The sequence below is a fragment of the Chromohalobacter sp. genome (genome assembly GCF_039830575.1).
Taxonomy (GTDB): Bacteria; Pseudomonadota; Gammaproteobacteria; order Pseudomonadales; family Halomonadaceae; genus Chromohalobacter; species Chromohalobacter israelensis.
Map to the genome: position 1 here is coordinate 129102 of NZ_JBDOOX010000005.1, position 24039 is coordinate 153140.

A 24039-nucleotide genomic window follows, 5' to 3' on the forward strand; every position below is an offset into this window, starting at 1 on the left:
TCGTCGCCCTGCTTGGGCAAGGTCGCATTCTACCGCGCTGCCACCAAACCGCCAGGGCTCACGATAAAAAGCCGTGTCGGCGTCCCGAGGGCCGCCGCGACGGCGCATTGTCAAGCGTAAAGCCCGCGCGCCAGGAGATCGCGCTCCACGGCCTCGGGCACTAGATAGCGGATGCTGTCGCCACGGCGCAGCCGCTCGCGTATCGACGTGGCCGAGATGGCCATGCGCGTGGGCAGACGCAGCGCCAGCAGGGATCCGGCTGGCGCCTGCATCAGGGCCTCGACATCCGACACCTCGCGCCCCGCCACCAGTTCCTGCAAGGCCGGCGCCAGAGGACGGTCGTGATCGGGTCGGTCGATGACCACGATGTGCGCCAGATCGAACAGCCGCTGGGGCTCGTGCCATTCGGCCAGATTCAGGTAGGCATCGTGGCCCAGCGCCATGACCAGGCGTGCCTGCGGTCCCAGCTCTTCGCGCAGCGACGCCAGGGTGTCGGCGGAATAGGACGGCCCGTCCCGGGCGATCTCGCGGTCATCCACCGCCAGACCGGGCGTATCGCCGATGCCAAGCGCCAGCAAGGCCGCGCGCCGCTCGGCACTCACGCCCGGCGTCGCACGGTGAGGAGGCACGCGTGCCGGCACCATGTGAACCCGATCCAGCTCGAGTGCTTCGCGCAGCTCGACGGCGCTTCGCAGATGCCCCATGTGCACAGGGTCGAAGGTTCCGCCGAGCATGGCCACCCGGGCCGGACGCGCCTCAGCTGCGCACATGGCCGTCGCCGTACACGATGTACTTTTCGCTGGTGAGGCCTTCGAGTCCGACCGGGCCGCGGGCATGCAGCTTGTCGGTGGAGATGCCGATCTCGGCCCCCAGGCCATACTCGAAGCCGTCGGCGAAACGCGTCGAGGCGTTGACCATGACCGAGCTGGAATCCACCTCGGCGAGGAAGCGCCGGGCATCGGTCACGCTCTCGGTCACGATGGCATCGGTGTGGTGCGAGCCGTAGGTATTGATATGCGCGATCGCCTCCTCCAGGGAGTCGACCACGCGTACCGCCAGAATCGGCGCCAGGTATTCGGCATGCCAGTCATCCTCGGTGGCAGCCACGGCATCGGCCAGCCAGGCTCGCGCCCGTTCGCAGGCGCGCAGCTCGACGCCCTTGCTCGCATAGAGCCGAGCCAGCTCGGGCAGCACCCGCGGGGCGGCGTCGCCATGCACCAGCAGGGTTTCCATGGTGTTGCAGGGCGAATAACGTTGCGTCTTGGCGTTGTCGGCGATCACCACGGCCTTGGCATCATCGGCCGCCCTGTCGACGTAGACATGGCATACGCCGTCGAGATGCTTGATCACCGGGACCCTGGCGTCGCGCGAGATGCGCTCGATCAACCCCTTGCCGCCACGCGGCACGATCACATCCACGTACTCGGGCATGGCGATCAGCGCTCCCACGGCCGCGCGATCCGTGGTCGCCACCACCTGCACGCAGGCAGCGTCGAGATCCGCCGCCGCCAAGCCCTGACGAATGCAGTCGGCGATCGCACGGTTGGATTGAATCGCCTCCGAACCACCACGCAAGATGGTGGCATTACCGGACTTGAGGCATAGACTGGCCGCATCCACCGTGACATTGGGACGCGATTCGTAGACGATGCCGACCACGCCGAGTGCCACGCGCATCTTGCCGACCTGAATGCCGGAGGGGAGATAACGCATGTCGCGAATCTCGCCGACGGGATCGGGCAAGGCGGCCACCTGGCGCAACCCCTCGATCATCGCATCGATGCGCGCGGGGGTGAGCGCGAGGCGGTCCAGCAGCGCCTCGTCGAGGCCATTGGCACGCCCTGCCTCGAGGTCGCGGCGATTGGCCGTCTCGAGTGTCTCTCGGGCGGCGTCCAGGGCCTCGGCCATGGCGTGCAGGGCTCGGTTCTTTTGCGCCGTCGTGGCTCGCGCCAGCATGCGCGACGCATCACGCGCCCGCTCGCCCAGCGCGCGCATGTAGGCCTCGACGTCGGCGATCTCGGGAGCGGAAGTTTCAAGGGCCATGCGGGCAGTCTTCTCCTAGGTATACGGTGGGAAGCACGTGTTTTGCAGCGCTTTCCGGAGCATGACGACAGGTGAACAGCGGCTATACTGCCGGCACCGTTGGGAAAGGAATCACTATACGGCACCATGCAGCGCAAATACAAAACTCCCCTGGCAGGGCTTTTCCTACTGGGCGCGGGGCTGCTGGCCGTGATCGTCTGGCAGGAATCGGACCCCATCGCGCAAGCCTTGCTGGCCCCCTCCAGCGTGCTCCTGGCACTCCTTGCCTGGCACAGTCTGACACCGCGCGTCTGGCGCCTGGTGGTGCCCTGCTGCGCCCTGCAGTTGGCGGGACTCCTGTGGCGCGCGCCCCTCGACTATGCCATCGGCCTGTGGGTGTGGCCGATGCTGCTGCTGCCACCGCAGCCCCGGGCGCTGCGTGCCTGCCTGCTGGTGATGGCAGCCTTCGGCTGGTGGCAGGTCCAGTCGACCCTGGCCGTCCCCCAGTCCTTTCTCAGCGGCATGCTGCTGAGCGGGCTGATGCTCCTGGGCCTGGCGCGGGCCGCCGAACACACGCACCTGCGCCAGGAGCTGGAGAATCGCCATCGGCTGGCGCCGGGAAAGGCCCTTTGGTCGCTCAGCCGCTTGCGTCAGGACATCGAGGTCGAGTGGTCGCGGCGCCAGCGCGAGAACGTGCATGTCGAATTGCTCGTCATGCGTCCACGGCAACGTGGGTACGGTGCCCGGGAACGTCTCGGCGAGTGCCTTCCTGCCCTGACCCGCGCCTTCGAGGGCTGTTACCGCGTGAATCCCCATACCTTCGGCGTGCTGCTGGTATCGCCCGATGCCCAGCATGCCGTGCAGCGGCGTGACGCGCTCATCGCGGCACTCCCCATGGAATGTCGGATGCGCGTGGCCGCGGTGACACCCGATCTCGACCCGCTGACGCTCGGTCACGCGCTGGCCATGCAGACGGACAGCCTGTCTCTGGCTCGCGAAGAGGAGTCCGATCATGCCTGAGCGACGCTTCCCGGCACGTTTCCAGACCCTGGCATATGGCTGCGGCACCCTGCTGCTGCTCAGCCTGACGCTGTGGCATTACCTGATGGGACACTACGCACGCATCCTGCCCGCCGCCATCCTGGCCGCGCTGGTGGCCGGCGCCGCCTTGCTGACGCAAAGACGCTACCTGCAGCGGGGCTCTGCCTATATCGTGCTGATCAGCGGCTACCTGGCCATCGCCGTGGAAGCTCCCTATCTCGGCACCTCGATCGGCCTCTGGATGGGCGTTCCGCCGATACTCACCACCCTGCTGCTGCCTCCCGGCGCCGCTCTGCTGCTCAACGTGCTGCTCGCACCGCTGTGGCTGCTGCTGATCGGTATCGCATTGCCTGCGCCTGTCAGCGGCACGCACTACGTCACGCTCGTGGTCATCTCGATCCTGCCGCTCGGGTGGTACATGCAGCAGTCCCGATTCCTGAAGTCCACCGATCATCTCGATACACGAAGCGGCATCATTTCGCGCGACACCCTCAGTGAACGGCTCGTCGCCGAGGTCGAACGGGCCCGGGCATTGAACCAATCGCTGAGTGCGCTGGTCATTCATCTGCCGCAGGTGGACATGGCCGACGAGCAGTTCGGCCAAACCACGCGGGACACGCTGTTGATGACCTTCTGCCGTGTCGTGCAGCGCAGCTCGCGACGCGGCGATGCACTCGGCCAGCATCAGCACAACGTCTTCTGGCTCCTGCTGGCCAATGCCGGCGAGGCGGGGGCACTCATCGTCCGGGAGCGCTTGATGCAGGCACTCGGCGAGACGCGACTGGCCGAGATCGGGGCGATTCAAGCCCAGATCCGCATTTGCCAACTGGCCGATGACGAGAGCGCCGAACGCTTCGAGCAGCGCCTGATTTCACGCGGCCTCAACTTGCTGGAGCCCGATACTTGAACCCGACCGAGTGGCTGTACCAACTTTCGCCATCCCCCTCGTTGCTGCTCTCCATCGTCCTGCTCGTCGCGCTGTGCGAATCGCTGGCCGTGATCGGATTACTGGTGCCGGGCATCGTGCTGCTCACCGCCGCCGCATCGCTGGCTGGCCATCAGCATCTCTCGCTGCCGCTGCTGCTGGCGGCCGCCTTCGTGGGCGCGGCGGTGGGCGATGGCCTGAGCTTCTGGCTGGGGCGCCGACAGCGCGAACGCGTGCCGCGCCTGTGGCCGTTCTCGCGACACCCGGAATGGCTGGCGAGAGGCATCACGTTCTTCAAGCGGTATGGCGACCTTTCGATTCTCATCGGACGCTTCGTCGGTCCGGTAAGGCCCATCGTGCCGCTGGTTGCCGGCATGATGCACATGTCGACATGGCGCTTCGCGGCAGTCAATATCGGCTCGGCCCTGCTGTGGGCGCCCGCCTACCTGTTGCCGGGGTACCTGCTGGGCCACTCTTGGGATCGCTTGATCGACCTGCCGCCCAGCAGCGAACGCTGGCTACTGATGTTGGCCATTCTCCTGACCGTGCTGGGCGTGGGCTTTTCCTGGCTGCGTCACCAGCTCGGTCGCGAGGGACAGCTCTACAGGCGACTGGCGCAGGCATCGCGCACACGCCCTTGGCGGCGGCGCGTCTGGCTCACGTTGAGCGCCGCCCATCCGCGCAACGAAATTCCCCTGGCCTCTCTGGCGCTGTTGATCGGCAGCCTGATCGCCCTGTGTGGCTGGACGCTCTGGGTACTCGAGCACCCCGACACCTCCCTGCCCATGGACCGACAGCTGCACGCACTGCTGGCCCCGCTGGCCGACGGCTGGCCAGGCGACGTCAGCGCCTTCATGGCGCTCAGCGGCGACGCCCTGGGCGTGACCGCGCTCAGCCTGCCGTGGCTGCTCTGGCTGCTCGTCGCCCGGCGTTTTGCCGCCTTCTTTCACATCACCGCGGCACTGGGCGGCATCGGAGTCGCCAACACGCTGTTCAAGTACCTGGCCGCCCGGCCGCGCCCCGAGACGCCCGACTATCTCGTCGGCTCGTTCTCCTACCCCAGCGCACACACGTCCACCAGTGTGGTACTGCTGGGCCTGACGGCGGCCTTCATCGCCGAGGCACTCCCCGGCAGGCAGCGCCTGTGGGCCTACTGGGGCGCCATCCTGGTCTGTCTGCCCATGGCGCTGTCGCGCCTGATTCTGGGCGTGCACTGGGTCAGCGACCTGATCGGCGGCGCCCTGCTGGGCCTGGTGGTCTGTGCCTTGACGCGATTGAGCTATCAGCGCTTCGTGCGCGCACCGCTCACGTCCTGCCCATGGCCGTGGCTGGCGGGGGCCTCGCTGCTGCTGCTGACGGTACGCGTCATCTGGCTGCCCTATGTGTGATGCCTGATGCCCGCGTGCACCGGAACACTCAGCCCAGCGCCAGCCAGATACCGACCCCGACCATCAAGCTGCCGGCAATGCGGTTCAGCAACTGGACATTGCCGCTGCGGCGCAGGAAGCGGCTGGCCGTGCGCCCGCCGCCGGCATAGATCAGCAGACAGGTCAGCTCCAGGGTCAGGATCACGCCGACCAGCGCGACCAGCTGGGGCGCCAGCGGACGGCCGGATTCCAGAAAGGGCGGCAGCAAGGCGATGAAGAATGCCCATCCCTTGGGATTGGCGACCGCCGTCACGAACCCCTGAACGATCAACTGGACCCGCGATACATCGGGCACCGCGTCACTCGCCTCGGGGATCGCCAGGCGCCCTTTGGAACGCCACATCATGACACCGAGATAGATCAGATAGGCGCCGCCGACCCACTTGAACATGGCGAACACTTCCGGGTAGCGAAGCATCAAGGTGGCGACCCCGACCACCGCCGAGACCGCCACCAGGCCAACGCCCACCAGCTCGCCGAGCATCATCCACAAGGCGCGCCGCACCCCGATCGTCATGCCCAGCGTCATGGAAAGCGTCATGCACATGCCCGGGGTCAACGACACCATGAAAAACGTCGGCACGAAGACCGAAAGCAACGACAGGCTGATCATGTGGCTTCTCCCCAGCGCGGCATCAGAGCATGCGCAATGCCCAGTTGATTGAGAATGCGCGCCACGATGAAGTCGATCATGTCGTCGAGCGTCTGTGGGCGGTGGTAGAACCCGGGGGCCGCGGGGAGTATCACCGCGCCCATCCGGGTCAGCGTCAGCATGTGCTCGAGATGAATGGCCGAGAACGGCGTCTCGCGCGGGACGAGGATGAGCTGACGCCGTTCCTTGAGCGCCACGTCCGCGGCGCGCTCGATCAGGTTGTTGCTCGCGCCGGTGGCGACCGCCGAGAGCGTTCCCGTCGAACAGGGGCAGATCACCATGGCACTGGGCGCACCGGACCCCGAGGCCACGGGCGCCATCCAGTCCTCCCGGGCAAAGCAGCGAATCTGGCCCGGCGCGGCACCGCTTCGCTCCCGCAGCGCCTCGCTCAAGCGCTCGGGGTTCGACGGCAAGCTCTCGTCGGTTTCGGTGGCGATGACCATGTGCGCGGCCTTGGAGATCAGCACCAGCACCTGATGCCGCGCCGCCACCAGGCAGTCGATGAGACGCAGCCCGTACTGCGCCCCGGATGCCCCCGTCAACGCCACGGTGACAGGCGCCTCGAACATTGCTTCATCCGCCATGCCGGGCCTCCAGTGCCGCCAGCAACTTTTCGTGGATACCGCCGAACGCCCCGTTCGACATCACCACGATCCGGTCTCCCGGACGCGCCTCGGCCACGATGGCCTCGACCAGGGCCGGCATCTCGTCGCTCACCGTCGCCGGCACCGGACAGGCCGCCGCAAGCGCCTCCAGCGACCATTCGACCTCCGGTGGCCGATACCACCAGACGCGGTCCGCCGCCGCCACGCTGTCCGGCAAGCGCTCGCGCATGCTGCCCAGACGCATCGTATTGGAACGCGGTTCGATCACCGCCAGCAGCCGCCCCGCGTCGGTCGCCGCTGCCAGCCCCTCGAGCGTGGCGGCGATGGCCGTGGGATGATGGGCGAAGTCGTCGATGACCTGAATGCCGCCGACCTCGCCTCGCACCTCCTGGCGTCGGCGCGGCGATTCGAAGCGTGCCAGCGCCGCCGCCCCTGCCTCGAGGGCGACACCGCAGGCCGACGCCGCAGCCAGGGCCGCCACCGCGTTGGCGACGTTGTGACGCCCGCTCAGCGCCCAGTCGACGTGCGCGACGCGCTCGCCATGACGCACCGCGAAGCGACGGCCATCGGCGCTTTCCAGCCGCCACTGCCATGAGGCGTCGTCGCTGGCACCGAAACGCACGACGGGGCTCCAGCAGCCTTGCGCCAGCACGCGCTCGAGGGCGGGCTCGCCCGCCGCCACCACCAGTTGTCCTTCACCGGGGACGGTACGCACCAGATGGTGGAACTGACGCTCGATGGCGGCCAGGTCGGGAAAGATGTCCGCGTGATCGAACTCGAGATTGCCCAGCACCGCGATATCCGGGCGGTAGTGGACGAACTTGGAACGCTTGTCGAAGAAGGCCGTGTCGTACTCATCGGCCTCGACCACGAACGGCGCCCCGGGCTCTCCCAGTCGCGAGGACACGCCCAGATTGCGCGGCACCCCGCCGATCAAGAACCCCGGCGCCTGGCCGGCCGCCTCCAGAATCCACGTCAGCAGACTGGCGGTCGTGGTCTTGCCGTGAGTGCCGGCCACCGCCACCACGCGCCGGCCCGGCAGCACCTGCTCGGCCAGCCACTGCGGTCCCGAGACGTAGGGCAATTTGGCATTGAGCACGGCCTCCACCTCGGGGTTGCCGCGCGACAATGCATTGCCGATGATCACGAGATCGGGACGCGGCATCAGGTTGTCGGCGGCATAGCCCTCGCAAAGGGCGATGCCCGCCTCTTCGAGCTGAGTGCTCATCGGCGGATAGACGTTGGCGTCCGAACCGCTGACCTGATGTCCGAGCGCCTTGGCCAACCGCGCCAGACTCCCCATGAACGTACCGCAAACCCCTAGAATATGGACGTGCATCTGAGCCTCCTGCCATGATGCGGCGAGCCTAGCATGGCGCCGCGCGACCCACCAGCCGAGCGCCCTGGCATAGGCATCGACCGTCGATGTCGGCTATCATTCGCTCATTCATGCGCCCAGACCCAGGAGCACCACAAGTCCCATGGCCCAGCACAATGCCTTTTACGCCCAGTCCGGTGGCGTCACCGCCGTCATCAACGCCAGCGCCTGCGGCGTCATCGAGACCTGTCGTCGCCATTCGGACAAGATCGGCAAGGTCTACGCCGGCCACAACGGCATCATCGGCGCCCTGACCGAGGATCTCATCGACGTTTCCCAGGAAAGCGACGAGGCGATTGCCGCACTGCGCCATACGCCGGGCGGCGCGTTCGGTTCCTGCCGCTACAAGCTCAAGGACATCGAGACGCACCGCGCGCAATACGAGCGCCTCATCGAGGTGTTCAAGGCGCATGACATCCGCTACTTCTTCTACAACGGCGGCGGCGACAGCGCCGATACCTGCCTCAAGGTGTCGCAGCTCTCGGAAAAGATGGGCTACCCGCTGACCGCGATTCACGTTCCCAAGACCGTCGACAACGACCTGCCGATCACCGACAACTCTCCCGGCTTCGGCAGCGTGGCCAAGTACATCGCCACCTCGACCCGCGAAGCGGCGCTGGATATCGCTTCCATGTGCGCCACTTCCACCAAGGTGTTCGTGCTCGAAGTGATGGGCCGTCATGCGGGCTGGATCGCCGCAGCCGGCGCCCTGGCGGGCAACGGCGAAGGCGAGCCCCCTCACCTGGTCATCTTCCCCGAGCTCCCCTTCCAGCGCGCCCGAGTCATGCAGCGCGTCGACGAGGCCGTCAAGAAGTACGGCTATTGCGTCATCGTGGTCTCCGAGGGCGCCCGTTACGAAGACGGCACCTTCCTCGCCGACGCCGGCAATACCGACGCCTTCGGCCACCGTCAGCTGGGCGGCGTGGCACCGACGCTCGCCGGCATGATCAAGCAGGACCTGGGCTACAAGTACCACTGGGCGGTGGCCGACTACCTGCAGCGTGCCGCACGCCATCTGGCCTCCAGAACCGACGTCGAGCAGGCCTATGCGGTGGGGCAGAAGGCCGTCGAGCTGGCCCTGGAAGGCAGGAATGCCATGATGCCGACCATCAAGCGCGTCAGCGAGACGCCCTACGAATGGCGCATCGATGCGGCGCCGCTGGCCGAAGTGGCCAACAAGGAGAAGTTCATGCCCCGCGACTACATCCGCGAGGACGGCTTCGGCATCACGGAGGCGGGCCGCCGCTATCTGTCACCGCTGATCCAGGGCGAGGATTTCCCGCCGTTCGAAAACGGCCTGCCCAAGGTGGCCAAGCTCGACAAGGTCAAGGTGCCGCGCAAGCTGCCCGCCTTCGAGCTCTGAAGACAGACACGCCCCTCCAGGACGACGCCCCGGCATGGATCATGCCGGGGCGTCGTCGTCTTGCCTGGCGAGGCATGTCTAGTGGTGGGCTCGATGGGCAAGCCGGCAATGCCTCACGATGAGGTCACCTCGTCCCAGCGCGGCGTGCCATCACGCAGCGGCACACGCTCGCCATCGGGCTTTTCGTCGAGCCTGACCTCGTGCGACTGGCCGTCCACCCGATACCGAACCTTGAAGCCCACCGTTTCGTTCTGCGTGTCGTTGACGGTTTCGCACCGCCGTTGCGTGGTCGTGTAGGTATCGCCGTCCTGCAGGCGCTCCTGCACTTTGTTGCCGGCATAGCCGCCGCCGAGTGCACCGGCCACGGTCGCCAGCGTCTTGCCGCTTCCCCCGCCGAACTGATTGCCGACCACGCCACCCACCAGGCCGCCAATGGCCGACCCGGCCAGCTGATGCTCGTCCTGCACGGGGCGCCGCTTGGTGACGGTCACGTCGCGGCAGACCTCACGGGGCACCTGCTGCGTTTCGACGATGGGCGCGACATCGACGATGTCGGCATACTCGGGGCCGGCATTTCCCTGCTGGTAGGCGCCGATCGCGACGCCGCCGGCGATCCCCAGTGCGGCAATGGCACTGCCAATGATGATGGGCTTGTTCATCTCTTGCCTCCTTGTATTCACGCGAGCCACGGGCACCCCGCCGACCTCCTGTCGGTGGCCTGGTGCCCGGGCGCCTGGCTGTCGCGTCCACTCGGCAAGCGATGCATGACTGAGACGAAAGAAATGTTACCCGAAGTTAACGTCCAGCGGGAGCCCGAAAGGGTTATAGAACAGCGTTTTCACATTGTCTGCGAAATTGGCGTCATGCCGTTGCCATCCGGCGACGGCACCTTCCTTTTCAGGGATCAGGACGTGGCAGACGCGCCGTGCGGGCCAGGGCCGCAAACGGGACACGCCGGGTCGCGACCGACATTGAAGCGTCGCCACTCTCCGCTCAGGCCATCGAACGTGGCCAGGCCGCGATGCGACTCACCGACGCCGGCGAGAAGCTTGATCGCCTCGAGCGCCTGAAAGGTGCCGATGATGCCCACCAGAGGGGCGATCACGCCGTTTTCGGCGCAGCGCAGCGCTTCGTCGTCACCGTCCTCGCCGTAAAGGCAGGCATAACAGGGCGAGGCCGCATCACGCGCATCGAAGACCGCCAGCTGACCCGAGAAGCGAATCGCCGCGCCGGATACCAGCGGCGTTCGCGTGGCGACACAGGCACGGTTGATGGCATGGCGGCTGGCGAAGCCGTCGGTGCAGTCGAGCACGACGTCCGCCTCCGTCACCGCACGCTGCAGCGCCTCCCCCGCAAGCCGCGAGGCAATGACGTCCACCTGGCAGGCCGCATTGAGCCGCCGCGCCGAGACCGCCGCCGACTCGGCCTTGCCACGGCCCAGATCACGCTCGTCGTGGGCGATTTGACGCTGCAGATTGGACAATTCCACCACATCGTCGTCGGCGATGGACAGGCGCCCCACCCCGGCGGCAGCGAGATACAGCGCCACGGGCGAGCCCAGCCCTCCCGCGCCGACGATCAAGGCATGCCCCGCCAGCAGGCGCTGCTGCCCCGCCACATCGAACTGCTCGAGCATGATCTGGCGGCTATAGCGCAGCAGCGCGGTATCGTCCATTTCCGTCATGACATTCATCACCTTAGTCGCGCGCAGCGCCCGGGGGCGCCGTCATGTATCGAGCCGCTCGATATCGGGCACATGCAGCGAGACCTCTTCCTTGACTTCTTCCATCACCACGTAGCTCTTGGACTCCTTGACACCGGGCAGCGTCAGCACCACGTCGCCCAGCAACTGGCGATAGGCCGACATCTCGGGAATGCGGCACTTGAGGATGTAATCGAACTGGCCGGAGACCAGGTGGCATTCTTGAATCTGCGGCAGCTTGGCCACGGCCCGGCGGAACTCGTCGAATACCGCCGGCGACTGCGTTTCCAGGCTGATCTCGACGAACACGAGCAGGTTGGCCTTGAGGGCCTTGGGATCCAGCAGTGCCTTGTAGCCACGGATGATGCCGGCCTTTTCCAGACGCTTTACACGCTCCAGGCAGGGCGTGGTCGACAGGCCCACCCGGGAGGCCAGATCGACGTAGGAAATGCGGGCGTTGTCCTGCAGGCAGCGCAAAATGTTGAGATCGATGCGATCGAGCGATCGGGTCTTGGCTTTCATTATATTGTTGTTCCGAGACGTTGAATGGCAAAGGAAATACCCGCGACGGCACCGGCGGCATCAAGCGGCCGCCAGGCGTCGGCACCGTCGAGTGCGAGGCGTATTACTACCACATTCGCCGCCCGCGCCTCCAGACGCGCCGCGCCTTCCTCCACGCGCATCGAGTCTGTCCCCACGTGCGTCGAATCAACGAGCGCCGTGCCCCGCCGCATCGGGCGCACGCCCCAGAGTGACGCGCTCGCGGGCCCCGAGGTCCGCGACACTGGCGACATCGCGATAACCGGCACTCGTCAGGATCTCGCGCACCCGCGCCGCCTGCGTCATGCCGTGCTCCATGGCCAGCCAGCCGCCCCCAGCGAGATGGGCCCGCGCGGTCAGCGCGAGGTGACACAGGTCGGCAAGCCCGGCGTCTTCCGCCACCAGGGCCGAGCGGGGCTCGAAACGCACGTCGCCCTGGGCGAGATGCGGGTCGTCCTCGGCGATATAGGGCGGGTTGGCCGCGATCACGTCGAACGTCTCGTTGCCGAGGGCAGAGAACCAGTCGCTGACCAGGAAGGTGGCGTTGCTCAGTGCCAGGCGCTCCGCATTGGCCGTCGCCAGGCGTACGGCGCCGGGTACCTTGTCGACCCCGACGACATGCCACGCCGGTCGCTCCGAGGCGAGCGCCAGCGCGATGGCACCCGATCCCGTGCCCAGATCGAGCGCGCGCCCGGTGGCATGCGGCATGCGAGCCAGCAGCGCTTCGACCAGGCATTCGGTGTCGGGGCGCGGAATGAGCGTCGTGTCGTCGACACGCAGCACGAGCCCCCAGAATTCACGCTCCCCGGTCAGGTGCGCCACGGGATGCCCCAGCGACCGCGCCGCGATCAGGGCGTCGAACCGGGCCCATGCCGGAGGCGCAATCTCGCGGTCGCCCCAGGTATACAGCCAGGCTCGCGTGCCATCCGCGGCATGCATCATCAGCACCTCCGCGTCCAGACGCGGCGTGGGGCTCCCCGAGGCCTGCAGCCGCATCGTCGCGCGTGCCAGCAAGGCATCGAAGGTCATCACGAGGCCTGCAGGGCCGACAGTTGCTCGGCCTGGTACTCGTGGATCAAGGGATCGATCACCTCGGCGAGCTCACCCGCCATCACGTCGCCGAGCTTGTAGAGCGTCAGGTTGATGCGATGGTCGGTAATGCGCCCCTGAGGGAAGTTGTAGGTACGGATGCGCTCGCTGCGGTCCCCCGAGCCCACCAGCGAACGCCGCGTATCGGCCTGCTGCTGGCGCTGTGCGTCCACCGCGGACTGCTTGAGGCGAGCCGCCAGCAGCGCCATCGCCTTGGCCCGGTTCTTGTGCTGGCTGCGTTCTTCCTGGCACTCCACCACCAGTCCGCTCGGCAGGTGCGTGATGCGAATCGCCGAATCGGTGGTATTGACGTGCTGACCGCCGGCCCCGCTGGAGCGAAAGGTATCCACGCGCAGATCGTTGCTGTTGAGTTCCACCTCACCGACGGCGGAGGCCTCGGCCATCACCGCCACGGTGCACGCCGAGGTATGAATGCGCCCCTGGGACTCGGTGGCCGGCACCCGCTGCACGCGGTGCGCGCCCGACTCGAACTTGAGACGCGCATAGACATTGTCACCGCGTACGCGCGCGATCAGTTCCTTGTAGCCGCCCTGCTCGCCATGACTGGCATTGATCACCTCGATGCGCCAGCCGACTTTTTCGGCATATCGCGAATACATGCGAAACAGGTCCCCGGCGAACAGGGCTGCCTCGTCACCGCCGGTGCCGGCGCGAATCTCGAGGAAGACGTTGCTGGCATCGTCGGGGTCCCTGGGCACCAGCAGGCGCTTGACGTCCGCATCCAGCGCCTCGAGACGCGCCTGCGCCTCCCGCCATTCTTCCTCCGCCAGCTCGCGCATCTCGGGATCGCTGTCCTCGCGCATCTGCTCGGCGGCCTCGAGGTCGTCCTCGGTGCGCCGATAGCTGCGCCACGCCTCGATCAGCGGCTCGAGTTCGGCGTACTCGCGTGAATAATCGCGAAAGCGCGCCTGATCAGCGATCACGTCGGGCTCGGCCAGCAAGGCGGCGAGTTCTTCGAAGCGTTCCTGGAAGCCATCGAGACGTGTGCGCAGAGTCGCTTTCATGCAGAGTCCTGTGTCGATGCGGCCGGGTCGATCAACAGGGTATCGGCCGCCTTGAGAATATCGTGTCGTGCCTCGCCCGACGCTTCACGCAAGCGCAGGGTGGGACCATGCAGCAACTTGTTGGTCAATTGACGTGACAGGCGCTGCAAGACCTTTTCGGGATCCTCGCCGCGCGCGAGCTGCGCCAGTGCCTGACGCTCGGCCTCCTCGCGCAGCGCCTCGCCCTGCTCGCGGTAGCGCCGGATCAGATCCCCGGCACCCCGCACGCGGCGCTCGTGCTGCCAGTGCTGAATGCCATGCTCGATCAGGGACTCGGCCTGGGCGGCGGCCACGGCGCGTTGCTTGCGGTTTTCCTCGATCACTTCCTGCAAGTCGTCGACGCTGTACAGGAAGACATCATCCAGCTCGCCCACCTGGGACTCGATATCGCGAGGGACGGCGATGTCGACCATGAACATGGGGCGATGACGACGCTTCTTCAGGGCACTTTCGACCATGCCCTTGCCCAGGATCGGCAGCGGGCTCGCCGTCGAGGAGATGATGATGTCGGCATGCGCCAGGGCCTGGGGAATCTCGCCCAGGGAAATCGCCTCGGCATCGACTTCGTGGGCCAGGAGCTCGGCACGCTCGCGGGTACGATTGGCCACGGTCAGCCCCCGGATACCCGCTTCGCGCAGGTGCCGGGCCACCAGCTCGATGGTCTCGCCGGCGCCGATCAGCAGCGCACGGGCGCGGCCGAAGTCATCGAAGATGTGGCTGGCCAGGCTGACGGCGGCATAGGCCACCGACACCGGGTTTTCGCCGATGCCAGTCTCGCTGCGTACCTGCTTGGCGACGGAAAAGGTGTGCTGGAACAGGCGCTCCAGTTCGCCCCCCAGCCCCGCGTTGTCACGCGCGAGCTGATAGGCTTCCTTGAGCTGCCCCAGGATCTGCGGCTCGCCCAGCACCATGGAGTCGAGGCCCGCCGCGACACGCATCAGGTGCCGCGCCGCCTCGCCATCGAGGTAGTGGTAGGCGCTTTGCATCAAGGTTTCCGGCGGCAGCGCGTGGAAGCGCCCCAGCCAATCGAGCACCTCGCGCTCCCCTTGCGAGTCGGTCACGCAATAAAGCTCGGTGCGGTTGCACGTCGACAGTACTGCCGCTTCGTTGACACCGGGCAGCGACTTGAGTTCGGCCAACGCGCCCGCCAGCTCGGCCGGCGTAAAGGCGACCTGCTCGCGAACCTCGATGGTCGCGGTCTTGTGGTTGATCCCCAGGGCGAGAAGCGTCATGAAATCACGGTCATCACATCGGTCTATCGGCAGCGTCCGGCCTTTGCGTTCGGGCGCGGCGGACAATGTGGGGGCGACGAAGCCGGAATACCAGCCCCGCCCAATGCGCTGCAGGATCGATATCCTAGCATAGGCGTAAGACATTTGGGCATGCCGGGACAAGATGTCGCGAGCGGCCGGGTTCCCGGCCGAAGCGCTTTGCCCCGCCTGGCCGAGCCGGTATGCTGATGCTTTCCGATGCAAACTCGAGGATGGCATGCGCACACGCTTGACTCTGGCCACCACCCTGGCGTTGCTGCTGACGGGCTGCCAGCACGCGGCGACCACGCCCGGCGCCATCCCGCTCGAAGACCCCATGGAAAACGCCCCACCGGTGGCTCGCGGCTTCGACGCCGAAGGGCTCTCGACACTGTTGCTGGCCGAAATCGCCGGCCAGCGTGGCGACTACCGCCGAGCGGCTCGGGGTTACCTGGAGGTCAACGAACGCTACGGCTCCGTCGCCCTGGCCGAACGCGCCACGCTCGCGGCGCGTTATGCCAATGACAGCGCCCTGCTGGAACAGGCCGCGCTGCGCTGGCAACGGCTCGCCGACGATGCCACCACCCCGCACTACGTGCTGGCCAGCCTGGCGGTGCAACGCGGCGACTGGGAAACCGCTCTGGCGCAACGCCTGCGCATCGCCGCTCGGGAGCCCGACGCCGAACTCGCCGCCCTGGCAGAACTGGCCATCGAGGACGATGCCGATCTGGCACCGCTGCTGGCAGACCTGCACGACTTCATCGACGAGCATCCCGACCATCTCGACGCTCAGCTGGCCACGGCACAACTCGAGGCGGCGCAGGGCGACATCCAGGCAGCCGACGCCCGGCTCGCGCGCCTGTCGGACAACGCCGACGCGCCCGCCGACGTATGGCTGACCCGCAGCACGATTGCCCTGCACCGTGGCGCATTGAGCAACGCACGTCGTTATGCCAGCCAGGGGCTGCGCCAGTTTCCCGACGACAGCCGCTTGCGACTGACGCTGGTTCAGGCACGCCTGGCCGACGGCGAGATCGCCGCCGCCCACGACGATGTCGAACGCCTGCTGGCACGTCACGACGATACCGCCTCCTTGCGCCTGGCTCTCGCCCAGATGTATCTCGACGCCGCGCAACCCGATGGCGCACGGCGCCTTCTGCTGCCGCTGCTCGACCGCGACGACACCCCGCCCGCCGCTTACCTGATGCTGGGCAGCATCGCCGAGCGCGCCGGCGAGACCGACAACGCGCTTCTTTATTACCGCCAGGTACCCAGCGGCGATGGCTTCATCGAAGCGCGCGCTCAGGCCGCCAGGATGCTGGTCGCCGACGACCGCCCCCAGGACGCCAGCGCCTTCCTGCGCATCGAGCGCCTCCGTCATCCCGATCAGCGCGTTCCCTTGTTGCGCCTCGAGCTGGACGTGCTCGATGCCCAGGGTCGGCAGGAACGCGCCGACCGTCTTCTCGACGAGGCCATCGCCAAGACGCCCGACGCCACCGAGCTTCGCTTTCAGCGCGCCATGCGCGCCTATCGCCAGGGCGACCTGCAGGCCATGGAGGCCGATCTGCGGGCAATCATCGAGCGTGAACCGGACAATGCCGAGGCACTCAATGCGCTCGGCTATACCCTGAGCAACGACATGGGGCGCCACCGCGACGCCCTGCCGCTCATCGAAAAGGCACATCGCCTCGAGCCCGACAGCCCCGCGATCCTCGACAGCCTCGGCTGGGTCTACTTTCATCTCGGTCGTGCCGCCGACGCCCTGCCCTATCTGCGCGAGGCCTATCGCGGCCAGCCCGATCAGGAAATCGCCGCGCATCTCGCCGAGGTGCTCGCTGCTACCGGGCAACGCAATGACGCGCGCGACCTGATAGAGGAAGCACAGCGCCGTTTTTCTCCGCATCCGCTCATCGACGAGCTGTTGCGTCGCCAGCCTGAACTCGCGCCGGACGACACGGCACCGGATGCCGCCGATTCGCCTCACGACAAGGAAGCCGACTCATGAAGCACGTCTCGTCACCGCACCCTTGCGCCGCCATTGCCTCCGCCCGTGTCTGGCTGGGCCTCGTGCTCGTCGCCTTGCTGGCGGGCTGTGCCAGCCAGGCGCCCAGTCCCGATCAGTCGCGTGACCGCGGCGACTGGGAGGCGCAGATCGAGCGCCTGCAGACACTCGACGCCTGGAGTCTCGCGGGCAAGGTCGGGCTTCGTACCAATGAAGGTTCCGAAAGCGCCAATATCGACTGGCAACAGCGCCCGGACACGTACCGCATCCTGATCAGCGGCCCCTTCGGCGCCGGCCGCACCCTGCTCACGGGGCGCCCCGGCGCGGTGACGCTGACCAATGGTGAAGGACGTTTCGAGGCCGAGACACCGGAAGCCCTCATGGAGCATCAACTGGGCTGGTCGCTGCCCATCTCGGCGCTCGACTACTGGGTACGCGGCCTTCCCGCCCCCGAGGGCGGCGAGCGCATCGAGCACGATGAACAAGGCTTCCCGCAGCAGTTGCGTCAGTTCGGATGGACGATCGAATATCGGGACTGGACACGCGCCGACACGCTGTGGATGCCGCGCCGGCTGGTCATGACCTACGGCGAGCTGCGCGCCACTCTGGTCGCCAACCAGTGGCAGCTGCTGAGCGATACATGATGCAACGCCTCAGCCTGCCGGCGCCCGCCAAGCTCAATCGCATGCTGCATATCGTGGGCCGCCGTGCCGACGGCTACCACGAGCTGCAGACACTGTTCCAGTTTCTCGACCGGAGCGACATGCTGCACTTCAGCCCCCGCGATGACGGCGCCATTCACCTGGCCCCGGCCATCGCGGGCGTCGACCACGACGCCAACCTCATCGTGCGCGCCGCCCGCCTGCTGCAGCACGCAAGCGGCACGCATCAGGGCGTGGACATTCACCTCGACAAACGGCTCCCCATGGGAGGCGGCCTGGGCGGCGGCAGCTCCGACGCGGCCACCACCCTGCTCGCGCTCGACCGCTTGTGGTCGCTCGACCTGGGGCTGCCCCGTCTCGCCGAGCTGGGTCTCACGCTCGGCGCCGACGTGCCGGTCTTCGTGCGCGGGCACAGCGCCTGGGCCGAAGGTATCGGCGAACGCCTTACGCCGGTGACGCTCGACACCCCCTGGTTCGTGGTCATACACCCGGGCGAGGAAATCGCCACGCCCGCCGTGTTCGGGCACCCCGAATTGACACGCGACACCCCGCCGATTAGTATGGCGCGCGCACTGCGAGGGGGAGCCGAACAGGGGCGCGCCTGGCGCAATGACTGCGAAGCCGTGGTGCGACGCCTCTCGCCGGACGTCGCACATGCGCTCGACTGGTTATCGGCCTTCGGTCCGGCCATGCTCACGGGAACGGGCAGTTGCCTTTTCTGTCCCTTGACGAGCGAACGGCAAGCCGATAGGATTTTGCGCCGTGTTGGCAGCCACTGGCATGCGTTCAAGGCACGCGGCTGCAACACTTCTCCCCTCCATGACGCTCTGGGCATTCACGACGAATGGTCACCCATGAGCCAATACGGGGACGCCTGAAATCGGCATCGTGTTCTATGTGGATAACGAAACGAGTCGATGGTTGCTGGGGTATAGCCAAGTGGTTAAGGCACCGGTTTCTGGTACCGGCATTCCCAGGTTCAAATCCTGGTACCCCAGCCAATTCTTCAGGGCGCCCGACGAATTCCACTCCGAGATCCTCCAAGACTCCAAAGGTGGCTGCGCGTGTCTAAATTGATGGTGTTCGCGGGAAATGCCAATCCCGAACTCGCCCGCAAGGTGGCCGAAAGCCTCGACAACCGGCTGGGCCATGCAACCGTCGGTCAATTCAGCGATGGTGAAATCGCGGTCGAGATCAACGAAAACGTTCGCGGCAAGGACGTCTTCGTACTGCAGTCCACCTGCGCACCGACCAACGACAACTTGATGGAACTGATTCTCATGGTGGATGCACTGCGTCGTGCCTCCGCCACGCGAATCACCGCCGTCGTGCCGTATTTCGGCTATGCTCGCCAGGACCGCCGCGTGCGCTCCGCGCGCGTCCCGATCTCGGCCAAGCTGGTCGCCGACATGATGGTCAAGGCCGGCGTCGACCGCGTCATGACCATGGACCTCCACGCCGATCAGATTCAGGGCTTTTTCGACGTGCCCGTCGACAACGTCTATGGATCGCCGATCCTGCTCGACGACATCGAGCGCCAGAATTACGACGACCTGGTGGTGGTCTCCCCCGACGTCGGCGGCGTGGTGCGTGCCCGCGCCATTGCCAAGCAGCTCAACGCCGACCTGGCGATCATCGACAAGCGTCGCCCGCAGGCCAACCAGGCCCAGGTCATGCACATCATCGGCGACATTCAGGACCGCACCTGCGTGGTGGTCGACGACATGGTCGATACCGCCGGCACGCTGTGCAAGGCCGCCGAAGCGCTCAAGGGTCATGGTGCGCGGCGTGTCGTGGCCTACGCCACGCACCCCATTCTCTCGGGTCCCGCCGTCGACAATATCGTCGGTTCGGTACTTGACGAACTCGTCGTGGCCGATACCATTCCGCTTTCCGAGACAGCGTCCCGCAGCGGTCGCATTCGCCAGCTCTCGGTCGCCGGTCTGATCGCGGAGGCCATCCGCCGCGTCAGCAACGAAGAATCCGTCAGTGCCATGTTCCACTGAGGCGATGCATCACTGAAAAGGTGGTGATGCGTCACCGGGAACGTGCACGGATACGCGGGCCGCGAGGCCCTCACGGAAACGGCATCGCCTGGTCGCGGGCGGTGCCGATTTCCTTACATAACCTATGAGGTGACAATCAATGTCCCAATTCACTCTATCCGCCGAGGTTCGTCACGACCTGGGGAAAGGTGCGAGCCGCCGCCTGCGTCGTGAGAACAAGAAAGTCGCCGCCATCATCTACGGTGGCAGCAAGACGCCGCAACCGATCACCCTCGAAAAGTCCGCCTTCTACAAGGCCATCGAGGATGAAGCCTTCTTCTCGTCGGTGATCAACATCGACCTCGAAGGCCAGTCGGAACAGGTCATCATTCGCGACATCCAGCGCCACCCGTACAAGGCGCTGGTGACGCATGCCGACTTCATGCGCGTCGATGCCACGCACGAAATCACCATGAACGTCCCGCTTCACATCAACGGTGAAGAAGCCTGCAAGGGCGTCAAGGATGAAGACGGCGTGCTGCACGTGCTGGCCAACGACGTCGAGATCAGCTGCCTGCCCGGCAAGCTGCCCGAATACCTCGAAGTCGACGTCACCAACCTGGGTCTGGGCGAGACGCTGCACCTGTCCGACCTGCCGCTGCCGGAAGGCGTTTCCCTCGTGGCCTTGAGCCATGGCGAGGAACACGACTTCGGCGTGGTCAGCGTGACCCGTGCCGACACCGGCACCGAGGGTGACGAGGAAGGCGGCGAAGAAGCCACCGACGAAGACGGCGAGAAGTCCGAGTAATCGGTCTTCCCAGGTGCCCGCATGAGTGACGTCAAAGCGATTATCGGCCTGGGCAATCCAGGCACCGAATATGATGCCACGCGACACAATGCGGGCGCCTGGGTCGTCGAGGCCCTGGCGCGGGACAGCCTGACGCCGCTGCGTGCCGAGCGCAAGTTCCTTGGTCAGTACGCCAAGGTTCGCTACGCCGGTCACGACGTTCACTTGCTGGTGCCCAGCACCTACATGAACCGCAGCGGCAAGGCTGTCGCCGCGCTTTGTCAGTTCTTCAAGCTCACGCCCGACGAACTGCTCATCGCCCACGACGAGCTGGATATCGCTCCCGGCACGGCACGCTACAAGCACGGCGGTGGCCACGGCGGTCACAACGGCCTGCGCGATACCGTCAGCGCGCTGGGCAACGACAAGTCCTTCCATCGCTTGCGCATCGGCATCGGCCATCCCGGCTCGGCCAAGCAAGTGGTCAATTACGTTCTGGGACGCCCCGGCAAGGCGGAACGCGCCGCCATCGATGCCGCCATCGACGAATGCCTGCGGACCCTCCCCGACGTTCTCGACGGTAACTGGGCAGGCGCCATGAACCGCTTGCACAGCTTCAACGCCTGATCGCACCCGCCTTTCGCGGCGACCTCGTCTCGCCCATGGCCCAACGCCCGTCTGCCGGGTAGAATGCAGGCCACGTTCATCACGCCTTCTCGCATACGATTCAGGAAGATCCCATGGGTTTCAATTGCGGTATCGTCGGCCTTCCCAATGTCGGCAAATCCACGCTGTTCAATGCCTTGACCAAATCGGGAATCGACGCCGAAAACTTTCCTTTCTGCACCATCGAACCCAACGTGGGCATCGTGCCCATGCCGGACCCGCGTCTGGACAAGCTCGCGGCGATCGTCAAGCCGGAAAAGGTGATCCCGACGACCATGGAATTCGTGGATATCGCCGGCCTGGTCGCCGGGGCATCCAAGGGGGAAGGCCTGGGCAACCAGTTCCTGGCCAATATCCGCGAAACCCAGGCGATCGCGCATGTCGTGCGCTGCTTCGACAATGACAACGTCATCCACGTCGCCAATCAGGTCGATCCGCGCGCCGATATCGAGACCATCAATCTGGAGCTTGCCCTGGCCGACCTGGATACCGTGGAACGTGCCATCCAGCGTCTGGCGCGCGTGGTCAAGGGCGGCGACAAGGACGCCATGGCCACCAAGGCCATTCTCGACCGCATCCAGCCGCACCTCGCCGAGGGCCAGCCGCTGCGCAGCTTCGGCCTCGACGCGGACGAGAAGCGCCAGCTCAAGAGCTTCGGCTTCTTGACCCTGAAGCCCACCATGTACATCGCCAACGTCAACGAAGACGGGTTCGACGACAACCCCTACCTCGACGTGGTCAATGACATCGCGCGCGAGGAAGGCGCCGTGGTGGTCCCGGTGTGCAACCAGATCGAGGCCGAAATCGCCGAGCTCGACGAAGAAGAACGCAGCGTCTTCCTCGAGGAGATGGGCATGGAAGAGCCCGGCCTGGACCGCGTCATCCGCGCCGGCTATGACCTGCTCGGCCTGCAGACCTACTTCACCGCCGGCGTGAAGGAAGTCCGCGCCTGGACCGTCAAGCAAGGTGCCACCGCCCCGGAAGCCGCCGGCGCGATCCACACCGACTTCCAGAAGGGCTTCATTCGTGCCGAGGTGGTCGGCTACGAAGACTTCGTGGCCCTGGGGGGCGAGCAAGGCGCCAAGGACGCGGGCAAATGGCGTCTGGAAGGCAAGGATTACGTGGTCGCCGACGGCGATGTCGTGCACTTCCGTTTCAACGTCTAGGTGACGCCACGCGGCGGATCATGCGTTCGTGTCGACGATACAGTTGACACATCAGGGAGTTATGCGTAGTATACGCCCGCATTGAACGGCTACGTAGCTCAGTTGGTTAGAGCACATCACTCATAATGATGGGGTCCCCTGTTCGAGTCAGGGCGTAGCCACCAAGATACGAAAAAGCCCGTCGACACCTGTGTCGACGGGCTTTTTTCATCTGGAAGACCCGGCGAGACTGCCCCGGGCGCCCGTCCTCGGCCGGGCGCCGCTCTCTTCGGCTAGTCCAGCTCAGTGCGATTGACGAAGGCCGTCAGCGCGCGGATCAAGTAATCGGCATCGCGGCTGCCGGCGGTTTCACGAATCGAGTGCATGCCCCACTGCGGGATACCCACATCCAGCGTCGGCACCCCGAGTTCGGTGGCGGTGATGGGCCCGATGGTGCTGCCGCAGCCCATGTCGGCACGCGTCACGAAGGTCTGCACGGGTGTTCCTGCCTCGCGACAGATATCCCGGAACATGGCCGCTGTCGCGCTGTTGGTGGCATAGCGCTGGTTGGCGTTCACCTTGATCACAGGCCCGCCATTGATCGCCGGGCCGTGGTGTTCGTCGTGTTTCTCGGGAAAGTTGGGGTGCACGGCATGGGCGTTGTCGCAGGAAATCATGCGCGAGCCCTGGATCAGACGCACCCAGCCGTCTTCGCCGCCCTCGCCCAGTTGCGCATGCACGCGACGCAGCACGTCTCCCAGGAAGGGGCCCTGGGCGCCGCACGCACTGGCACTGCCCACTTCTTCGTGATCGTTGGCGACGAAGAGCGCCCCCTGTCGCCCGTCGCCGGCCAGCAAGGCCTCGATACCGGTGAAGCACGACAGCAGATTGTCGAGGCGCGCACTGGCGATCAGTTCCCCCTCGATCCCGACACGCGACGGCCGCTGCATGTCGTAAAGCGAGAGCTCGTAATCCATCAACTGAATGTTCTCCAGCCCATGCTGTTCGTACAGCCAGCGCTTGAGCCAGCGCTCGAGATCGGCTTCGCCACCACCTTGCAGCACGACCGGCAGCATCTGCGTCTGGGCATTCAGGGCACGCCCGTTGTTGGCCTCGCGATCCAGGTGGATGGCCAGGCTGGGGATGATCGCGACGGGACGATCGACATGCAATAATACGCCCTGCAAGCGTCCATCCTCGCGTCGTACATGGATACGCCCGGCCAGCCCCAGATCGCGGTCGAACCATGGCGCCAGCAGCGCACCGCCGTAGACCTCGACGCTCAACTGCAGCCAATCCTTCTTGGCCACCACGGGTTGGGGTTTCAACCGCAACCCCGGGCTGTCGGTATGCGCCCCGATCATGCGCAGCCCGCTCAAGGGATCCGTCGGCACCTGCATGGCAATCAATGACGACGCGTTGCGCGTGACGTAGAAACGATCACCGGGCGCCAATTGCCACGCCTCGGTTTCCTCGAGTCGCCGATACCCCGCCTGTTCGAGCCGCCGGGCCATGTTGTCGACGGCATGCCAGGGTGTGGGCGAGCGCTCGAGAAAATGCAGTAAACGGTCAAGGGTGGGGGCGTGAGCCATGGCGTTCCTCGGAGAAGTGTCTGTGACGGATGATACAGACTGCTACAATGCCAGTCCGGTCTGAGAAAACTCAACTCAAAGAGCCGGCAATCTAGGGCCTGTTGACATTTCATGCACGGCCGCGCCGGAGCCAGTTTTTGTG

General features: G+C 66.0%; 23 protein-coding genes and 2 tRNA genes. 13 read left to right on the top strand and 12 right to left on the bottom strand.

Annotated features, from left to right (window positions below; genetic code table 11):
- Positions 1–110 precede the first annotated feature (110 nt).
- Positions 111–770 (bottom strand): nicotinate-nucleotide adenylyltransferase, encoded by a 660-nt coding sequence (gene nadD / locus ABGX75_RS03695; RefSeq protein ID WP_301968437.1) that lies wholly within the window; start codon positions 768–770, stop codon positions 111–113.
- Positions 757–2043, bottom strand: coding sequence for a glutamate-5-semialdehyde dehydrogenase (locus ABGX75_RS03700; protein WP_347410956.1), 1287 nt, complete (start codon positions 2041–2043; stop codon positions 757–759). Before ABGX75_RS03700 ends, nadD begins: the two co-directional genes overlap by 14 nt.
- A gap of 126 nt (positions 2044–2169) precedes the next feature.
- Between ABGX75_RS03700 and ABGX75_RS03705 the strand changes: the two genes are divergently transcribed.
- The 3 genes from ABGX75_RS03705 to ABGX75_RS03715 are packed head-to-tail and all read left to right on the top strand — an operon-like array spanning position 2170 to position 5376.
- Entirely contained in the window at positions 2170–3042 is an 873-nt protein-coding gene (locus ABGX75_RS03705; RefSeq protein ID WP_128690527.1) for a hypothetical protein, read from the top strand.
- Positions 3035–3970: a diguanylate cyclase gene (locus ABGX75_RS03710; RefSeq protein WP_128690526.1), complete on the top strand. Its 936-nt coding sequence runs from the start codon at positions 3035–3037 to the stop codon at positions 3968–3970. Before ABGX75_RS03705 ends, ABGX75_RS03710 begins: the two co-directional genes overlap by 8 nt.
- Positions 3967–5376 (top strand): bifunctional DedA family/phosphatase PAP2 family protein, encoded by a 1410-nt coding sequence (locus ABGX75_RS03715; RefSeq protein WP_011506837.1) that lies wholly within the window; start codon positions 3967–3969, stop codon positions 5374–5376. The genes ABGX75_RS03710 and ABGX75_RS03715 overlap by 4 nt, the downstream gene beginning before the upstream one ends.
- A gap of 28 nt (positions 5377–5404) precedes the next feature.
- Here the strand turns inward: ABGX75_RS03715 and ABGX75_RS03720 are convergent, their stop codons facing one another.
- The 3 genes from ABGX75_RS03720 to mpl are packed head-to-tail and all read right to left on the bottom strand — an operon-like array spanning position 5405 to position 8011.
- Positions 5405–6028 (bottom strand): LysE family translocator, encoded by a 624-nt coding sequence (locus ABGX75_RS03720; RefSeq protein WP_347410955.1) that lies wholly within the window; start codon positions 6026–6028, stop codon positions 5405–5407.
- Positions 6025–6651 (bottom strand): flavin prenyltransferase UbiX, encoded by a 627-nt coding sequence (locus ABGX75_RS03725; protein WP_011506835.1) that lies wholly within the window; start codon positions 6649–6651, stop codon positions 6025–6027. The genes ABGX75_RS03720 and ABGX75_RS03725 overlap by 4 nt, the downstream gene beginning before the upstream one ends.
- Complete coding sequence (gene mpl, locus ABGX75_RS03730; RefSeq protein WP_301968431.1) at positions 6641–8011, bottom strand: UDP-N-acetylmuramate:L-alanyl-gamma-D-glutamyl-meso-diaminopimelate ligase; 1371 nt, start codon at positions 8009–8011, stop codon at positions 6641–6643. Before mpl ends, ABGX75_RS03725 begins: the two co-directional genes overlap by 11 nt.
- Positions 8012–8153: 142 nt before the next feature.
- On the opposite strand from mpl, the gene ABGX75_RS03735 reads away from it, so the two are divergent.
- On the top strand, positions 8154–9413 hold the full coding sequence (locus tag ABGX75_RS03735) for a 6-phosphofructokinase (protein WP_011506833.1): 1260 nt from the start codon (positions 8154–8156) through the stop codon (positions 9411–9413).
- 113 nt (positions 9414–9526) lie between these two features.
- Here ABGX75_RS03735 and ABGX75_RS03740 read toward each other — a convergent pair whose 3' ends face one another.
- The 6 genes from ABGX75_RS03740 to hemA all read right to left on the bottom strand — a co-directional run bounded on the left by ABGX75_RS03740 (position 9527) and on the right by hemA (position 15040).
- On the bottom strand, positions 9527–10072 hold the full coding sequence (locus ABGX75_RS03740; RefSeq protein ID WP_347410954.1) for a glycine zipper 2TM domain-containing protein: 546 nt from the start codon (positions 10070–10072) through the stop codon (positions 9527–9529).
- A 245-nt stretch (positions 10073–10317) separates the two neighbouring features.
- Positions 10318–11088 (bottom strand): HesA/MoeB/ThiF family protein, encoded by a 771-nt coding sequence (locus ABGX75_RS03745; RefSeq protein ID WP_035411460.1) that lies wholly within the window; start codon positions 11086–11088, stop codon positions 10318–10320.
- A 51-nt stretch (positions 11089–11139) separates the two neighbouring features.
- Positions 11140–11637, bottom strand: coding sequence for an Lrp/AsnC ligand binding domain-containing protein (locus tag ABGX75_RS03750; RefSeq protein WP_011506830.1), 498 nt, complete (start codon positions 11635–11637; stop codon positions 11140–11142).
- Positions 11638–11823: 186 nt separating this feature from the next.
- Positions 11824–12684: a peptide chain release factor N(5)-glutamine methyltransferase gene (prmC, locus tag ABGX75_RS03755; protein WP_347410953.1), complete on the bottom strand. Its 861-nt coding sequence runs from the start codon at positions 12682–12684 to the stop codon at positions 11824–11826.
- Positions 12684–13769, bottom strand: coding sequence for a peptide chain release factor 1 (gene prfA, locus ABGX75_RS03760; RefSeq protein WP_110061936.1), 1086 nt, complete (start codon positions 13767–13769; stop codon positions 12684–12686). The genes prmC and prfA overlap by 1 nt, the downstream gene beginning before the upstream one ends.
- Positions 13766–15040 (bottom strand): glutamyl-tRNA reductase, encoded by a 1275-nt coding sequence (hemA, locus tag ABGX75_RS03765; RefSeq protein ID WP_011506827.1) that lies wholly within the window; start codon positions 15038–15040, stop codon positions 13766–13768. The genes prfA and hemA overlap by 4 nt, the downstream gene beginning before the upstream one ends.
- Positions 15041–15296: 256 nt before the next feature.
- On the opposite strand from hemA, the gene ABGX75_RS03770 reads away from it, so the two are divergent.
- The 9 genes from ABGX75_RS03770 to ABGX75_RS03810 all read left to right on the top strand — a co-directional run bounded on the left by ABGX75_RS03770 (position 15297) and on the right by ABGX75_RS03810 (position 22490).
- Positions 15297–17063 (top strand): tetratricopeptide repeat protein, encoded by a 1767-nt coding sequence (locus tag ABGX75_RS03770; RefSeq protein WP_258305814.1) that lies wholly within the window; start codon positions 15297–15299, stop codon positions 17061–17063.
- Positions 17060–17704, top strand: coding sequence for a lipoprotein insertase outer membrane protein LolB (lolB, locus tag ABGX75_RS03775; protein ID WP_035410046.1), 645 nt, complete (start codon positions 17060–17062; stop codon positions 17702–17704). The genes ABGX75_RS03770 and lolB overlap by 4 nt, the downstream gene beginning before the upstream one ends.
- Positions 17704–18600: a 4-(cytidine 5'-diphospho)-2-C-methyl-D-erythritol kinase gene (ispE, locus tag ABGX75_RS03780; RefSeq protein ID WP_035410048.1), complete on the top strand. Its 897-nt coding sequence runs from the start codon at positions 17704–17706 to the stop codon at positions 18598–18600. Before lolB ends, ispE begins: the two co-directional genes overlap by 1 nt.
- 47 nt (positions 18601–18647) lie before the next feature.
- Positions 18648–18723, top strand: a tRNA-Gln gene (locus ABGX75_RS03785).
- A 63-nt stretch (positions 18724–18786) separates the two neighbouring features.
- Complete coding sequence (locus ABGX75_RS03790) at positions 18787–19728, top strand: ribose-phosphate pyrophosphokinase (RefSeq protein ID WP_011506823.1); 942 nt, start codon at positions 18787–18789, stop codon at positions 19726–19728.
- 139 nt (positions 19729–19867) lie between these two features.
- Positions 19868–20515 (top strand): 50S ribosomal protein L25/general stress protein Ctc, encoded by a 648-nt coding sequence (locus ABGX75_RS03795; protein WP_011506822.1) that lies wholly within the window; start codon positions 19868–19870, stop codon positions 20513–20515.
- A gap of 21 nt (positions 20516–20536) precedes the next feature.
- Complete coding sequence (gene pth / locus ABGX75_RS03800) at positions 20537–21121, top strand: aminoacyl-tRNA hydrolase (RefSeq protein ID WP_011506821.1); 585 nt, start codon at positions 20537–20539, stop codon at positions 21119–21121.
- A gap of 113 nt (positions 21122–21234) precedes the next feature.
- Complete coding sequence (gene ychF / locus ABGX75_RS03805) at positions 21235–22326, top strand: redox-regulated ATPase YchF (RefSeq protein ID WP_347410952.1); 1092 nt, start codon at positions 21235–21237, stop codon at positions 22324–22326.
- Between the two features lie 87 nt (positions 22327–22413).
- Positions 22414–22490, top strand: a tRNA-Met gene (locus tag ABGX75_RS03810).
- Positions 22491–22598: 108 nt separating this feature from the next.
- Here ABGX75_RS03810 and ABGX75_RS03815 read toward each other — a convergent pair.
- Positions 22599–23897, bottom strand: a complete 1299-nt coding sequence (locus ABGX75_RS03815) for a M18 family aminopeptidase (RefSeq protein ID WP_035410057.1) — start codon at positions 23895–23897, stop codon at positions 22599–22601.
- Between the last annotated feature and the right edge of the window lie 142 nt (positions 23898–24039).

Excerpts from the sequence above, each read along its gene's own strand:
- nadD (WP_301968437.1), bottom strand. The coding sequence starts at position 770 with ATGTGCGCAGCTGAGGCGCGTCCGGCCCGGGTGGCCATGCTCGGCGGA.
- ABGX75_RS03700 (WP_347410956.1), bottom strand. The coding sequence starts at position 2,043 with ATGGCCCTTGAAACTTCCGCTCCCGAGATCGCCGACGTCGAGGCCTAC.
- ABGX75_RS03705 (WP_128690527.1), top strand. The coding sequence starts at position 2,170 with ATGCAGCGCAAATACAAAACTCCCCTGGCAGGGCTTTTCCTACTGGGC.
- ABGX75_RS03710 (WP_128690526.1), top strand. The coding sequence starts at position 3,035 with ATGCCTGAGCGACGCTTCCCGGCACGTTTCCAGACCCTGGCATATGGC.
- ABGX75_RS03720 (WP_347410955.1), bottom strand. The coding sequence starts at position 6,028 with ATGATCAGCCTGTCGTTGCTTTCGGTCTTCGTGCCGACGTTTTTCATG.
- ABGX75_RS03725 (WP_011506835.1), bottom strand. The coding sequence starts at position 6,651 with ATGGCGGATGAAGCAATGTTCGAGGCGCCTGTCACCGTGGCGTTGACG.
- mpl (WP_301968431.1), bottom strand. The coding sequence starts at position 8,011 with ATGCACGTCCATATTCTAGGGGTTTGCGGTACGTTCATGGGGAGTCTG.
- ABGX75_RS03735 (WP_011506833.1), top strand. The coding sequence starts at position 8,154 with ATGGCCCAGCACAATGCCTTTTACGCCCAGTCCGGTGGCGTCACCGCC.
- ABGX75_RS03740 (WP_347410954.1), bottom strand. The coding sequence starts at position 10,072 with ATGAACAAGCCCATCATCATTGGCAGTGCCATTGCCGCACTGGGGATC.
- ABGX75_RS03745 (WP_035411460.1), bottom strand. The coding sequence starts at position 11,088 with ATGGACGATACCGCGCTGCTGCGCTATAGCCGCCAGATCATGCTCGAG.
- ABGX75_RS03750 (WP_011506830.1), bottom strand. The coding sequence starts at position 11,637 with ATGAAAGCCAAGACCCGATCGCTCGATCGCATCGATCTCAACATTTTG.
- prmC (WP_347410953.1), bottom strand. The coding sequence starts at position 12,684 with ATGACCTTCGATGCCTTGCTGGCACGCGCGACGATGCGGCTGCAGGCC.
- prfA (WP_110061936.1), bottom strand. The coding sequence starts at position 13,769 with ATGAAAGCGACTCTGCGCACACGTCTCGATGGCTTCCAGGAACGCTTC.
- hemA (WP_011506827.1), bottom strand. The coding sequence starts at position 15,040 with ATGACGCTTCTCGCCCTGGGGATCAACCACAAGACCGCGACCATCGAG.
- ABGX75_RS03770 (WP_258305814.1), top strand. The coding sequence starts at position 15,297 with ATGCGCACACGCTTGACTCTGGCCACCACCCTGGCGTTGCTGCTGACG.
- lolB (WP_035410046.1), top strand. The coding sequence starts at position 17,060 with ATGAAGCACGTCTCGTCACCGCACCCTTGCGCCGCCATTGCCTCCGCC.
- ispE (WP_035410048.1), top strand. The coding sequence starts at position 17,704 with ATGCAACGCCTCAGCCTGCCGGCGCCCGCCAAGCTCAATCGCATGCTG.
- ABGX75_RS03795 (WP_011506822.1), top strand. The coding sequence starts at position 19,868 with ATGTCCCAATTCACTCTATCCGCCGAGGTTCGTCACGACCTGGGGAAA.
- pth (WP_011506821.1), top strand. The coding sequence starts at position 20,537 with ATGAGTGACGTCAAAGCGATTATCGGCCTGGGCAATCCAGGCACCGAA.
- ychF (WP_347410952.1), top strand. The coding sequence starts at position 21,235 with ATGGGTTTCAATTGCGGTATCGTCGGCCTTCCCAATGTCGGCAAATCC.
- ABGX75_RS03815 (WP_035410057.1), bottom strand. The coding sequence starts at position 23,897 with ATGGCTCACGCCCCCACCCTTGACCGTTTACTGCATTTTCTCGAGCGC.